This is a genomic window from Streptomyces sp. NPDC048417 (assembly GCF_040651615.1).
In the GTDB taxonomy this organism is placed as follows: domain Bacteria; phylum Actinomycetota; class Actinomycetes; order Streptomycetales; family Streptomycetaceae; genus Streptomyces.
The window spans coordinates 50,180-63,383 of the sequence record NZ_JBEZKI010000010.1; the positions used below are offsets into that span (position 1 = coordinate 50,180).

12 protein-coding genes are annotated in these 13,204 nt (G+C 70.8%); 5 read left to right on the forward strand and 7 right to left on the reverse strand.

Annotated features, from left to right (window positions below; all coding sequences use genetic code 11):
- Positions 1–97: 97 nt before the first annotated feature.
- From AB0D59_RS17365 to AB0D59_RS17375, 3 genes are all read right to left on the reverse strand, one after another.
- Positions 98–1,018: a UTP--glucose-1-phosphate uridylyltransferase gene (locus AB0D59_RS17365; RefSeq protein ID WP_362565641.1), complete on the reverse strand. Its 921-nt coding sequence runs from the start codon at positions 1,016–1,018 to the stop codon at positions 98–100.
- 167 nt (positions 1,019–1,185) lie between these two features.
- Complete coding sequence (locus AB0D59_RS17370) at positions 1,186–2,418, reverse strand: CoA transferase (RefSeq protein ID WP_362565642.1); 1,233 nt, start codon at positions 2,416–2,418, stop codon at positions 1,186–1,188.
- Between the two features lie 5 nt (positions 2,419–2,423).
- Positions 2,424–3,650: an acyl-CoA dehydrogenase family protein gene (locus AB0D59_RS17375; RefSeq protein ID WP_362565643.1), complete on the reverse strand. Its 1,227-nt coding sequence runs from the start codon at positions 3,648–3,650 to the stop codon at positions 2,424–2,426.
- Positions 3,651–3,907: 257 nt separating this feature from the next.
- Between AB0D59_RS17375 and AB0D59_RS17380 the strand changes: the two genes are divergently transcribed.
- Positions 3,908–4,666, forward strand: coding sequence for an intradiol ring-cleavage dioxygenase (locus AB0D59_RS17380; protein WP_362565645.1), 759 nt, complete (start codon positions 3,908–3,910; stop codon positions 4,664–4,666).
- Positions 4,667–4,704: 38 nt separating this feature from the next.
- Here the strand turns inward: AB0D59_RS17380 and AB0D59_RS17385 are convergent, their stop codons facing one another.
- On the reverse strand, positions 4,705–5,169 hold the full coding sequence (locus AB0D59_RS17385; protein WP_362565646.1) for an ATP-binding protein: 465 nt from the start codon (positions 5,167–5,169) through the stop codon (positions 4,705–4,707).
- Between the two features lie 37 nt (positions 5,170–5,206).
- Between AB0D59_RS17385 and AB0D59_RS17390 the strand changes: the two genes are divergently transcribed.
- A complete protein-coding gene (locus AB0D59_RS17390) occupies positions 5,207–6,007 on the forward strand; it encodes a Scr1 family TA system antitoxin-like transcriptional regulator (protein ID WP_362565648.1) in 801 nt (266 codons plus the stop codon).
- A gap of 830 nt (positions 6,008–6,837) precedes the next feature.
- Here the strand turns inward: AB0D59_RS17390 and AB0D59_RS17395 are convergent.
- Both AB0D59_RS17395 and AB0D59_RS17400 read right to left on the reverse strand, forming a co-directional pair.
- Positions 6,838–8,082: a peptidase S8 gene (locus AB0D59_RS17395; protein ID WP_362565650.1), complete on the reverse strand. Its 1,245-nt coding sequence runs from the start codon at positions 8,080–8,082 to the stop codon at positions 6,838–6,840.
- Positions 8,079–10,517: a hypothetical protein gene (locus AB0D59_RS17400; RefSeq protein WP_362565651.1), complete on the reverse strand. Its 2,439-nt coding sequence runs from the start codon at positions 10,515–10,517 to the stop codon at positions 8,079–8,081. Before AB0D59_RS17400 ends, AB0D59_RS17395 begins: the two co-directional genes overlap by 4 nt.
- 90 nt (positions 10,518–10,607) lie before the next feature.
- On the opposite strand from AB0D59_RS17400, the gene AB0D59_RS17405 reads away from it, so the two are divergent.
- Positions 10,608–10,820: a hypothetical protein gene (locus AB0D59_RS17405; protein ID WP_362565653.1), complete on the forward strand. Its 213-nt coding sequence runs from the start codon at positions 10,608–10,610 to the stop codon at positions 10,818–10,820.
- Positions 10,821–10,923: 103 nt separating this feature from the next.
- The gene (locus tag AB0D59_RS17410; protein WP_362565655.1) at positions 10,924–11,910 is read left to right on the forward strand and encodes a helix-turn-helix domain-containing protein; all 987 of its coding nucleotides are present in this window, start codon (positions 10,924–10,926) and stop codon (positions 11,908–11,910) included.
- A gap of 306 nt (positions 11,911–12,216) precedes the next feature.
- Here AB0D59_RS17410 and AB0D59_RS17415 read toward each other — a convergent pair whose 3' ends face one another.
- Positions 12,217–12,591, reverse strand: coding sequence for a cupin domain-containing protein (locus AB0D59_RS17415; protein WP_362565970.1), 375 nt, complete (start codon positions 12,589–12,591; stop codon positions 12,217–12,219).
- A 68-nt stretch (positions 12,592–12,659) separates the two neighbouring features.
- On the opposite strand from AB0D59_RS17415, the gene AB0D59_RS17420 reads away from it, so the two are divergent.
- Complete coding sequence (locus tag AB0D59_RS17420; RefSeq protein ID WP_362565656.1) at positions 12,660–13,100, forward strand: MarR family winged helix-turn-helix transcriptional regulator; 441 nt, start codon at positions 12,660–12,662, stop codon at positions 13,098–13,100.
- Positions 13,101–13,204 lie beyond the last annotated feature (104 nt).

Sequence of the window (13,204 nt, forward strand, 5' to 3'; positions counted from 1 at the left end):
TTGCACCTGCATTTCCCCGCAGGAAGCGGGGCGTCTTTCCTTGGACCACCAACGCAGCACCAGCCACCGGGATGTGTGGCGACCAGCTCTGAGACGATCATACCGTATCCGGCGCGTCCTCCAGCTCCTCGTCGAGCCCGCGGACCAGGCCGCGCAGGACGGGCCCGTACTCGGGGTGGGAGAGGGCGAAGGCCATCTGGGCGACGAGGTAGTCGGCCGGGTTGCCGGTGTCGTACCAGCGGCCCTGGATGACCTGCCCGTACACGGCCCGGCTGGCGGCGTAGGCGTTGATGGCGTCGGTCAGGTACACCTCGCCGGTGCGGTGCTCGTACCAGCGGCGGGTCTGTTCGCGCAGTTCGTCGACGATGCCGGGGGTGATGACGTAACCGCCGATGGCCGCGTACGGGGACGGTGCGTCGGCCGGCGCAGGCTTCTCCACCAGGCCGGTGATGCGCAGCTGGCCGTCGCCGAGGTCCTCCTTGACTATGGGCACGCCGTAGCGCTGGGAGTCGGCGGGGTCCATCGGCAGCAGGGCCAGCACCGGGCAGCCGGTCTGCTCGTAGGCGCGGATCAGCTGCTGGGAGCGGGGGACGTCGGCGACGAACACGTCGTCCGGCCAGAGCACCAGGACGGGCTCGTCGCCGAAGGAGCGGGCGGCGTTCAGCACGGGGGTGCCGTTGCCGTACGGGCCGCGCTGGTCGAGGTAGGTGATGTGGCCGCGGCGGGCCAGCTCGGCGACCTCCTCGACGGCGTCCGCGTAGGCGGTCTTCCCGTCGGCGCGCAGCTGCTCCACGAGCCCGGGGTTGGGCCGGAAGTGGTCCTGGATCAGGCTCTTGCCGCCCGAGACGACGATGGTGATGTCGGTGATGCCGGAGTCCACCAGCTCTCGCACGGTGTGCTCGATCACCGGTTTGTCGCCGACCGGGAGCATCTCCTTCGGCGTGGCCTTCGTCAGCGGCAGCAGACGGGAGCCGAGTCCGGCGGCGGGGATCACGGCCCTGCGGATCGTCGGTGGCATCAGGTCTCTCTCGGTCGGACGGCACGGGGTACGCCGACGCTATCAACGGGCCCGGTGCCACCCGGTGAACGCTGACCGGCCGGAGTCCTTCGTCCAGGCGATTTCCGGGCGAAACCGAGATGAAGGGGACGGGATGTGCCGGTCCGCGGACTCCTCCGCCGCCGTGGTCATCGCGGCGGCTCCGTCTCCGTTGCGCCGGGGACCGCTCCCCGGTCGCGCAGATCGGCGATCTCGGCGGGGCCGAATCCCAGCTCGGCGAGGATCTCGTCGTTGTGCTCGCCCAGGTCCGGCGCGCGTCTCGCCGGCATCTTCGGCACCCCTCGGAGGGTGACCGGGCTGTTGACGGTCTCCGCCAGCCCGCTGACCCCCGCCAGTGGGACGACGATGCCGTTCTCGCGCAGCTGCGGGTCCCGCGCGGCCTCCTCCGGTGTCTGGATGAGGCTGTAGGTGATGCGTTCGGTGTCCAGCGCGTCCTTCCAGTGGGCGAAGGGCCGCGAGCGGAACTCGGTGTCGAGCAACTCGGCCAGTGCGGCGGCGTGCTGGACCAGACCCGCCAGGTCGGCGAAGCGGGGATCCTCGATCAGTTCGGGGTGTCCGACGGCGCGTGCCAGGCCCTGCCAGCGCGCGGGTGAGGCGACCAGCATGAGCCACTCGCCGTCCGCGGTCCGGTAGGGGTTGTTCAGCGGGTTCACCGGCGCCTTCCGGTCGTGCAGCTCGAAGGGTGTGCCGTCGGCGAGGGCGCCGGCCACCAGGGTTCCGGTGGCCCAGACGCCCGTGGCGAGCAGTGACGTCCCGACGTCGGCCCCCTGTCCCGTTCGCTCGCGGTGGTAGAGGGCGGTCGTGATCGCCGCGTAGATGGCGATCGCCGTCGAGTAGTCGCCGCTGCCCCAGACCGGCACGGTCGGCGGGGCGCCCGCGTCCCGGGTGGAGGCCAGCAGGCCGCTGCGCGACCAGAAGGCGGTCAGGTCGAAGCCCGGCTGCCGGGCGTCGGGACCCGTGTCCCCGAAGCCGGTGAGGTCGGCGTAGACGACCCTCGGGTTCCAGCCCGAGACCTCCTCGTAGCCGAGGTGCAGCCTCTCGCGCGTGCCGTGCGGGAAGTTGGTGATCACCACGTCGGCCCACTCGACGAGCCGCTTGAGGACCTCGACGGCCGGCGGCGACTTCAGGTCCAGCGCCATGCCCCGCTTGTTGCGGTTGGCGAGGTGCCAGCTGTAGTTCGCCTTCGCCTGCGGACTGGGCGGCACGGAACTGAGCCGCCGCTGGGGGTCGCCCGCCCCCGGCGGCTCGATCTTGATGACGTCCGCTCCGAAGTCGGCGAGCACGGTGGCCGCGGCCGGTGCCGCGATGAACGAGGACGCGTCGAGGACCTTCAGGCCGGTGAAGACGGATTCGGTGGTCATCGTCGTCACTTCACGAAGGCGCTCAGGCCGTCGGTGACGGCGCGTCCCACGATCAGGGTCTGGATCTCCCGCGTGCCCTCGTACGAGTAGAGGGCCTCGGCGTCGGCGACGAAGCGGCCGACCTTGTAGTCGAGGATGATGCCGTTGCCGGCCAGCAGCTCCCGGGCCCACCCGACGCTCTCCCGCATCCGCACGGTGCAGTACGCCTTCGCCAGGGCGGAGTGCTCGTCGCGGTAGATCCCGGCGTCCTGCAACTGGGCCAGGCGCACCACCATCCCGCACGAGGCCGTGGCATTGCCGAGCATCTTCACCAGCAGGTCCTGGACGAGTTGGAAGCCGCCGATCGGGCGCCCGAACTGCTGGCGTTCCTTCGCGTACTGCAACGCGATCTCGTAGGCGCCGAACATCACGCCCACGGCCTGCCAGGCCACCCCGCTGCGGGTCTGACGCAGGATGCCGGCGGTGTCCTTGAACGAGTTGGCGTTCTGCAGCCGGTTCGCCTCCGGAACGCGACAGCCTTCGAGCACGATGTCGGCGTTCTGCACGATCCGCAGCGCCATCTTGTTCTCGATCTTCGTGGCGGTGAACCCGGGGGTGTCCTTCTCCACGACGAAGCCCAGCACGTGGTTCGTCTCGGTGTCCCGCGCCCAGATGACGACCAGGTCGGCGAAGGTCGCGTTGCCGATCCACCGTTTGGCCCCGTCGAGGATCCAGCCGTCGCCGTCGCGGCGCGCGGTCGTCCGCAGGCCGCCGGCCACGTCGGAACCCCCGTGCGGCTCGGTCAGCCCGAAGGCGCCGATCTTCTCGAAGCGGCTCATCGCCGGCAGCCACCGCTGCTTCTGCTCCTCGGAGCCACAGGCGAGGATCGAGCCCATGGCGAGCCCCGTGTGCACGCCGGAGAAGGTCGCCAAGGACGCGTCGGCGTGCGCGAACTCCAGCGCGAGGAATCCCGAAAGGAGATTGCTCGGCTTGGATTCCGCGGAGTCCGGGTCCGCCCAGTCCACGAGCCCGAGCCTGCCGAATCCCTCCACCAGTTGGAACGGGAACTCGGCCCGGGCCCAGTAGTCGTCGACGAGGGGAGCGGCCTGCGTGTTGAGGAATTCCCGGACGCGCTCGATCTTCTCCCGCTCGCCGTCCGTCAGCAGTTCCTCGAAGGAGTAGAAATCGGCGGGCAGCCGCCCTGTGCCCAGGTAGGGGCCGGACGGTGTCGGCAACAGCGGGGCGACGCCCATGGAAATCCTCCTCCAGCACGGTTCTCTGGCGCGATTAGACCCGGGTCCCGCGCCGATTCCCGCGAGCCCTCGCCGTTCAGGGGGTGCCCTCGTCGCGGCGAACTACCCCAATGGCCCCCTTCCTCCCCGGTAACGGCGAGTTCCCCGGTGTCGAACGGTGATCGTCCGTTCGGCTGTCTCAACTCAGGACTTGACGGGTGTTCACTTTGCCGAACTGACAGCTTTCCGACAGCAACCGTTCCTAAGGTGCCGTGTCCATGACAGACACCTCAGAAGGCGCCCGCTCCGTCGGGCGCCGTACCGTACTCGTCGCCACCGGGACGACCGCCGCTGCCCTGGCCGTAGGTGCAGCGGTCTCGACCGAGGCCCCCGCGGCAGACGCCGCCCCCGACCTCAAGCCGGCCGCCGCCGCGGCGGTCTGCACGCTCACGGAGGAGATGACCGAAGGCCCCTACTACCTCGACGGCGCACTGGTCCGCACCGACATCACCGAGGGCAAGCCCGGCATCACGTTCAAGCTCGCGCTCACCGTCGTCAACTCCGCCTGCACCGTCATCCCCAACGCCCTCGTGGAGGTCTGGCACACCGACGCGCTCGGCGAGTACTCCGGGTACGTCGGCAACAACGGCCACAACGAGGCCGACGACGGCACCTTCCTGCGCGGCGGCGTGCTCACCAACTCCAGCGGCGTCGCCAACATCACCACCATCTACCCGGGCTGGTACCGGGGCCGCTGCATCCACATCCACGTGAAGGTCCACACGGGCGTCACCCTGACCTCCGACGGCTCCTTCACCGGCGGCAGGACCGTGCACACGGGCCAGCTCTTCATCAACGAGACCATCACCACGGCCGTCGCCAAGGTCTCGCCCTACTCGACCAACACGACCACCCGCACCACCCTCGCCCAGGACTCCATCTACGACGACGGCGGCGCCACCTCCGGCCTGCTGACCGTCACCGGCTCCACCACCGCCGGCTACACCGGCACACTCACCCTCGGCGTCTCCAGCTGACGCCCGGACCCCGGGGGGCACGCCCCCCGGGGCCCCGCTCAGGGGCTGCGCCGGAACGGCAGGTCCACCTCGGCTCGTACGGTCTTGCCCGGTGCGTCGGCGCAGTCCCTGCTCAGCACCTCCCACCGATCGGCCAGCGCGTCCACCAGCACGAGCCCGCGTCCGCCGTCGTCCAGCGGCCCGCCCGGCCGTACGCCGCCGGGTGCGGGCGGCCGCCGTTCGGCCAGGGTGTCCGTGACCTCGACCCGCACGCTCCCCGTCACCAGCGACACCCGCAGCTCGAAGTCCCGCCCCGGCACCCGCCCGTGCGTCACGGCGTTGGCCGCCAGCTCCGCGACGATCACCGAGACCTTGTCGATCACCTCCGCCGCCGCGAACGGCCCGCCCCACGCGTGGAGTTGGGCGACGGCGAGATGACGGGCGAGCTGGGCGCCACGCGGAGTGGCACTGAGCCGCTGGGCGAGTGTTCGACTCACGGTGACGGTGGTGGGGGGAGCGTCCATGCGCCCAATCTGCCGCCCGGCAGCGGTACTTCACCAGGTGAGAGCCGCGTACGCTGTGGGCGCGTACATGGTGACGGACTGGACCGTACTGGTCACTGGCCGTGACCATGGGGGGCGGGAGGTGGCCTACGTGGGCGATGGAGTGGAGCCGGAGTCGTCGGACAGTCTGCGGACCTTCGGAGCGGTGCTCCAGGCGTTGCGCGAGCACGCGGGGTTGAGCAGGGAGGAGTTCGCGGAACAGGTGCGGTTCTCGAAACACACGGTGGCATCGGTGGAGCTGGGGAGGCGGATGCCGGACGAGTCGCTGGTGGAGGCGTCGGAGGGGGTGCTGGGGAATACGGGGGCGTTGCGGCGGGCGGCCGTACATCTGATGCGGCAACCGGGGCTGGCGGCTTGGTTTCGGCAGTGGGCGCGGATCGAAGCGGCGGCGATCACCCTGTACACGTACGAGAGCCGCCTGATTCCGGGACTGTTGCAGACGGAGGCATACGCGCGAACGCTCTTCACGCAGCAACTGCCGCCGCTCGACGACGACCAGATCGAGGCGCACGCTGGAAGACTCCAGGAGCCTGTTGCAGCGGATGCGAGGGGACTTATGAGCACCACCGAACTGACCTGGTTCAAGAGCAGCTACAGCAGCGGCGGCGACGGTGACTGCATCGAAGTCGCCCTCTCCTGGCATAAGTCGAGCTACAGCGGCGCGTCCGGCGACGACTGCCTCGAAGTGGCCACCAGTCCCACCACCATCCACATCCGCGACTCCAAGAACCGCCAAGGCCCCGCGCTCGCCCTCTCCCCCGCCGCCTGGGCCGGATTCCTCGCGTACGCGGGGAAGTGACCGTGGGGCCCGGGTTTTCCCGCCCTGGGGGCAGCGTCTGGAGGATCCGTGCCACGGGAGGGGCATCGCCTCCCCGCTCTCGTCCCGAAATCCACCAGTGCCTCTGACACAAATCATCCAATCACCGCCCCCCGCCGCCCGATTAGGGCTCGGGTGAATGTCTGGTGGGTCGCCCGTGCCGGGCCGCAGTCGCCGAGCACTCCCGGCGTGCAGGCGAGGCGCTACCGCGACCGTCGGCCAACGGGGAGGACGCAGCGCACGACTGCCGCGAACCCCGGTTGGGCCATCGCCTTTCCGGGCCGCTCGCTCGCTTCTTCCCCGTGCTGGAGCGAGCCGTGTCCAGGGTCGGCCGGAGGCCGATCGCCGCAGGCGACGCGGAACGTAGTGGAGCGCCCTTGACGCGGCTCGTGGAAGCACGACACTGACCGAGAAGCGGGCGGCCCCGACGGCCACGCCTCCAACACGCGCCCGCATCAAGTGGCTGAAGACTGTCCTACCTTTCCTACCTTTCACGCGTGGGTCTGATCCGGTCGTTCGCAGGATCGGTGGGCCCGGGAGCTCCGGGTACGGCTGTAAAGCCTGAGCCGCTGGATGGCTTACGGGACTTGGCCGCCCGGAGCTCCGCGACGACTCGACCGCCGACGGGGAGACACCACTCGATCGCTGCTGCTGCTAGTGCTGCTACTGCCGCAACCGCAACCGCAGGACAACGACGGCGAGGCCGTCCGCGGGGTCGGTGTACGACGAACTCCCGGCCGCCGAGGCGCGCTGCTCCACCGGACCGGGTGGGGCGTCGGTGGGGGCCGTCGATGCCGGCCCCCACCGCGCGGTCAGAACGCCGCGAGACCGTTCGGTGAGCCGTTGCCCGTGGGGCCGTCGTAGCCGGTGACGCCGTTGCACTGGTAGTCGCCGCCGCAGTCCACGCGTTCCGCGTTGGTGCCGCCCACGACGTCGTTGAGCCCCGCCGTGCCGCCGTAGAAGTACGACGCGTCCGCGTACCGCTCCGGGTTGCCCGCCAGGGCGATGACCCCGGCGATGTACGGCGCGGACGCGCTGGTGCCGCCGATGACGACCCATCCGGGATAGCCGCCGTAGCTGTCGTACACCGCCGGACCGGTCAGCGGGTCGGCGACCGCCGCGACGTCGGCGACCGTCCGGCCGGGGCAGTTCTCGTCGGTCTGCCAGGCCGGTTTGTCGACCCACGCCGAGCAGCCGCTGCCGGCGCCGCCGTAGGAGTTGCCCCACGCCTGCTCGGTCCAGCCACGGGCGTTGTCCGCCCGGCTGAGCGAGGTGCCGCCGACCGCGGTGACACTGGTGAGGTCGGCCGGCCAGTTCGGCACGCCGTACCCGTAGTCGCCGGAGGAGACGGTGATCGCCACGCCCGGGTGGGCGTAGGAGGCCGAGTAGCTCTGCAGTCCGTTCGACTCGGCCGTGCCGTAGCTGTTGGACACCTCGGTGGCGCCCAGCGCGACGGCGGTGTCCACGGCCTGGGACAGGTTGGCGACGCTCGCGTCGTCGCCCTCGACGAGCAGGATGTGGCAGTCCGGGCAGGCCGCGGACACCATGTCCAGGTCGAGGGAGATCTCGGCACCCCAGCCGCGGTCGGCCGGCAGCGGTGCGCTCTGCCCCTGCTGGTTGACCTTGCTGAAGCAGCCGTTGGCCGTCGTGCACGGTGGCAGGCCGTACGTCTGCCGGTACACCGCCAGATCGGCCTCGGCCTTCGGGTCGTCGCCGGCGTCGACGACCGCCACCGTCTGGTCCGCGCCGCCCGAACTCGGCAGGTTGTAGGCCGCGTCCAGGTCGGCGGGGCCGTACCCGCCGGGCAGGGCGGTGGCGGCGGCGGTCGTGCTGCCCGCGGCGTTCGGGCCCCGGACCCCCCTGCCGCCGTCGATGTCGGTGCGGACCAGGGAGAGGCACCGCGCGAAGCCGGGGCTCGCGGCGCCGCACACCGGGGTCACACTCGCCGAGGTGGCGTTCGCCGACGTGGCGTTCGCCGTGGACGCGGTCGTGGCCACCATCACGGCGGTCAGGGCCACCAGAAGCACGCGGATACGGGACGGGGTCGCCGGGGTCATCGGGCACCTCCAGCGGTGGTGGACGACGTGGTGGCGGGCTTGGCGATGGTGTACGCGTTGGTGACGGTCTGGGTGATCGAGCCGCCGGCCGCGTCGGTCGCGGTCACCTTCAGCGCGGGTGAAGTGCCGTGCGCCGAAGCCGGGTTGAGCCACGCGACCTGGTACGTCCCGTGCCCGCCCACGACGAGCGCGGGCTTCCAGGTGGTGCCTCCGTCGTAGGAGACGGACACCTTCGCCGAGGTGATCCGCGAGTGCGAGCCGGCGCCGTCGTAGGTGACATGGCCTACGTCGAGCCGCATGGTCTGGATCGGCCGGTCACTCGTGTTGTCGTTGTCGGAGGTCAGCCGGTAGCCGAGGGTGAGGGCGGGGAGGATCTGGCAGGGGGTGGCCGCCGACTTGCCGAAGCAGGTGTCCGTGTCGGGCAGCGCGCTGCCGCCGCTCGCCTGCGGGACGTACCGGAACGTCAGGTCGGTGTGCGTCCTGGTCGACTGGCTGAACGCCGGATCGGCGCTCAGATCGGTGTCGTACACCGTGCGGTAGGTCGTCGGGGTCGTCGGCGCCCCCTTGATCTCGACGCCGTACTGGTTCGTCGAGTCGAAGACCTGCTGCCCGTCCGCGTACAGGGTGAAGTGCTGCGGCACGGTCGCGAACGCGTAGAAGCCGACGTGCGTCGCAACGCTGTCGACCGCCGGGTCCAGGATCATCGTGAGGTTCGACCCCGCCGCGCAGGCGTAGCAGAACTGGTAGCCGACGTGCCGGCCGAGCGCGGGCTTCAGCGGGCCGTGGTTCCAGTCGACGGAGTAGGAGCGGCCGCCGACGAAGGTGAGGGGATCGGCGTACTGCCACACGGACCCCGGAGAACTGGCCATCTGCGCCCAGGTGCCGCCGTCTCCCGTGCCGAGGTACTCCGTCAGGTCGGCGGGCCACGCCTGTCCGTCCCACGGGCTGACCTGCGTGGCCCCGCCGGCCTCGTTGTAGGGGTCGACGAAGCCGCTCAGCAGGGAGCCGTGGTAACTGTTGTTCGCCGCCGGGTCGATGGCGAAGTGCTGGTGCACCGTGGCGAGCGTGCGGGCCGTCTCCACGTGCGTCTGGTCCGCGGGCACCCCGTCCGACCCGTACGCCAGGTCGTAGCGGTAGGCGTCGCTCGCCGTGGTCGCCGTGGCGCCCCACTGGATGACGTCGTGGATCTCGCCGACCTCGGCGGCGGGCTGTGCGTTGGTGTACAGCGGGGTGCTGCCCCACATCGTCAGCAGCATGCCGGCCAGGGCTCCGGTCGCGTCCCGCCGGAAGTAGTGCGCCATGAGGATGTCCTGGACCGCCGGATGCGGTGTCCGGACCGAGAACAGCGAGCTCGCTGTGGTCTCGTCGAGCGACACCGTGGTGGTCCCGGTGGCGGAGACGGTGAAGTCGCTGAGGGTGAACTGGCGCACGGCGGACAGCCGGCCCTGCGCGTCGTAGTCGTAGAAGAGGCCGTACAGGCCGTAGTTCCCGGCCGGGACCGCGACGCGCGCGACGCCGTTCACCGCGGTGACGGAGACGTTCTCGCGCGTGAACGAGTCCGTGTTGTACAGCTGTAGGTAGGTGTTGGCCGGCAGACCGGTCAGCCCCGTCGCGTTGATCTGCAGGATCTTCAGGGGGTACTTGGGGCTGACGGTTGCGTCGGGCGTGCCTTCGGCGGGCGCGCCGGCCAGGCTCATCGAGGTCAGCCCGTCGAACAGCGGTGTGCTGCCCGGCCGGCGGCCCGCGGCCACGTCGGCGCCGATCGCCCTGCGCAGCGCCGCGGTGAACGCGGTGCCCGAGGAGGCGGTCAGATATCCCTGCGCGGTGGCACCGGACACGGAGGTCAGGGTGACCCCCGCGGGCCCGGTCGGAGTCGCGCCCGGGGCGAAGGACAGGTCGGCTGATATTCGGCCGCCGTCGCCATCGGCGGCGCCATCGCCACCGTCGCCGTCGCCGTCGCCGTCGCCGCCACCGCCACCGCCACCGCCACCGCTGGCAACGTTGTCAGAGGCTGCGTCGGCGGTGCCGGAACCCTCCTGGTCCTGTGCGAGCCGGGTGATGTCGAAGAGCGAGAGGTCGAGTCCGTTGGCCAGGTAGGGCATCGCCACCGCGGGGATGGCGTAGTGGTCGCCGGACGCGTCGTCGTACGACTCGATGGCGCCGTCCTCGCCCGCGGCGGGGCGCGCGATGTAAGTGGGCCGCTGACCGGGCCGGGTGGTCACGACGATCCGGTCGCCCGTCACCAGCGTGACGGTCGTCGTGTCGGTGCTGACACCGGTCGCCGTCAACGAGGTGGCGGCGGCGCCTGTGGGGGCAGCCGTGTCCGCGGCGGCGGGAGAGGCGATCAGGAGAGCGCAGGTGATGCCGACGGCGACGGCGGCGAGACGGCGCCGGTCGGCGTGCCTCTTCGGGGGTCTGAGCAGGGGGAACGGCATAGGGGGGTCCAGCCTCCTCGGGTTCGGGCACGAGAACCCGCCGCAGAGAGGCCCCACTTCGCGCGCGACAGTGACTTTGCACCCGAAGTCGTGACCTTCAACTGGGGCAAGCACGCCGCCTTTGGCGCGTGGTTCGCGATCAGTATCGGGACGCGGGAGGGATCGCACAAGAACGCCGCGTCGACCGGACGCCGGATTCCGATGGGTCGTCAGATAGCTTTCCGCGGGCGGTTGTTGCCCGAGCACGGCAACCTCGCGCCGCTCCGCACCACCACCGCGTCCGGTGTTCGTCGCGGCGCGTGACGCCGGACGGGGTCACCATCGGGACGACTTTCCCGGCGGACGCCGATACGGCTCCGCCGCCACGCGCGGTGGCTGGATGGGTGACAAGCGATAGAATCGTGCCATGTCCGTCGCCATCGACTTCCTGCCCGCCCGCCCCCACCGGGTCGTCGTGCTCGCCCTCGACGGGGTCTACCCGTTCGAGCTGGGGATCCCGAACCGGGTCTTTACCTGTGTTCCCGGTGCCTACAACGTGGTGACCTGTGCGGCGACGGACGACCGTACGGTGGCGACCAACGCCGACTTCACGGTCACCGTCGAGCACGGACCCGAGGCGCTGGAGAGTGCGGACACCGTGGTCGTGCCGCCGTACGACATGGCGCGGATCGCCGATGAGCTGCCCGAGCCCGTTGCCGCCGCGCTGGCGCGGATCCGGCCCGGTACCCGGATCGTCTCCATCTGCACGGGGGCGTTCACACTCGCGGCGGCCGGGATGCTCGACGGGCGGCCGGCGACGACGCACTGGGCGCTGGCGCCGCGGTTCCGGCGGATGTTCCCGCACGTGGCGCTGGATCCGGACGTGCTGTTCATCGACGACGGGGATGTCCTGACCTCGGCCGGCGCGGCCTCCGGCGTCGACGTGTGCCTGCACGTCGTGCGCTCCGACCACGGCAGCGCGGTCGCCAACAGTGTGGCCCGGCAGTGTGTCGTACCGCCGTGGCGGGACGGCGGCCAGGCCCAGTACATCGAGCTGCCGGTGCCGGACGAGGGCGCCACCGGTACGGCGGCCACCCGGGCATGGGCCCTGGAGAACCTGGACCGGCCGCTCGCGCTCAGGGAGTTGGCCGCGCATGCCCGGATGAGTCAGCGCACCTTCGCCCGCCGGTTCCAGGAGGAGACGGGGACGAGCCCGGGGCGCTGGCTGATTCAGCAGCGGGTGCACCGGGCCCGTCATCTCCTGGAGACCAGCGAACTGCCGGTCGACCGGATCGCGGCCGAGGTCGGCTTCGCCACGGGCACCTCACTGCGGCAGCACCTGCACACGGCGATCGGCGTCTCCCCGCAGACGTACCGGAACACGTTCCGGACATCGGCGACGAGCAGGACCTGAGCGCCGATCCGGCGAACCTGCGCGGCCTCCAGCCCCTAGGGGGGCCTGTCTGGCAATTCCCGTCTGCCCCACGACGCCATGCACGCTCCCCCACTGCCTTGAGGGCGTGGGAGGTGCCCCCACTCGCCGCACCGGGCGCAGACCCCAGTACGTCCCGTACGAGGGCCTACGCCCGGCACCGCGAGAGCACGCACCTGACGCCGCGAGGCCGCCCTCCGGGCGACGACCGGAATCGCCACCACCCTCCGGGCGACGACCGGAATCGCCACCGCCGTCCGGGCGACGACCGGAATCGCCAGACAGGCCCTAGTGCGCCCAGGGCGGTGTGATGGTGGTGCCGTCGGCCAGTTCGGCGGTGAGCCCGACCCGTGTGGTGACCCACATATGGGCGGGCTGGTCGTCGGTGTTGGCGACCGCCAGTTCGGATCCCGCGGGTGCCACTGCCGCGTCACCTGCGCGAAGCTCGGCGCTCTCACCGTCGATGGTGAGCCGGAGGCGGCCGGAGAGGACGTAGAACGTCTCCTCTTCGCTGATCGTGTGGGTCGGCCCCCCCATTGCGGCCGGGATCTCAACGCGCCAGGCGGCAAGGTCCCGGCTGCCGGTGTCCGGACGGACGTAGGAAACGAAACGGCCACCGTGGATCTCGTGCACGACGACCTCGTCACTGCGGATGAACGACATGCCAGCCCCCATCTAGACAAGTTACTTGTCTAGATAGACAAGCGGGTTGACGAGTTATAGTCAAGCCCATGGACGACGCCGTGGCCTTTTCCGCAAGCGTGCTGGCACTCTCCGGGCAGCTGGTGCAGGAAATCCACACCAGCGTGTCCCGGCAGGGATTCGAGGATCTGCGGCCCGCACACGGCTTCGCCTTCGTCCGCATCTCGGCAGGCGGCGCCACCACGGCCGACCTGGCCGAGCACCTGGGGGTGACCAAGCAGGCCGCCGCCCAACTGGTCGAGGAGCTGGTCCGAAAGGGATACGTGGAGCGGCATCCACACCCGCACGATGCTCGCGCCCGCCTCCTGGGTCTGACCGAGACCGGCTGGGCCGCCACGCGCGCCGCCGACCAGGCTGCCCGGGCTGCCGTCGCACCGTGGCGACAGGCGCTGGGCGAGGCACGCTTCAGCGAACTCGTCGCCGACCTGACACGACTTGCACCGCCGGGACCGATCCGCCCTTCCTGGTGAGCCGACGGCCCACCGCCCCGGAGACCGCCGGCCGTGAACGAACCGTCCGCCACAGCAACCGGCCAAGCGGAACCGCCTTCCCGGTCAGGGCACTGAGCGCTCCG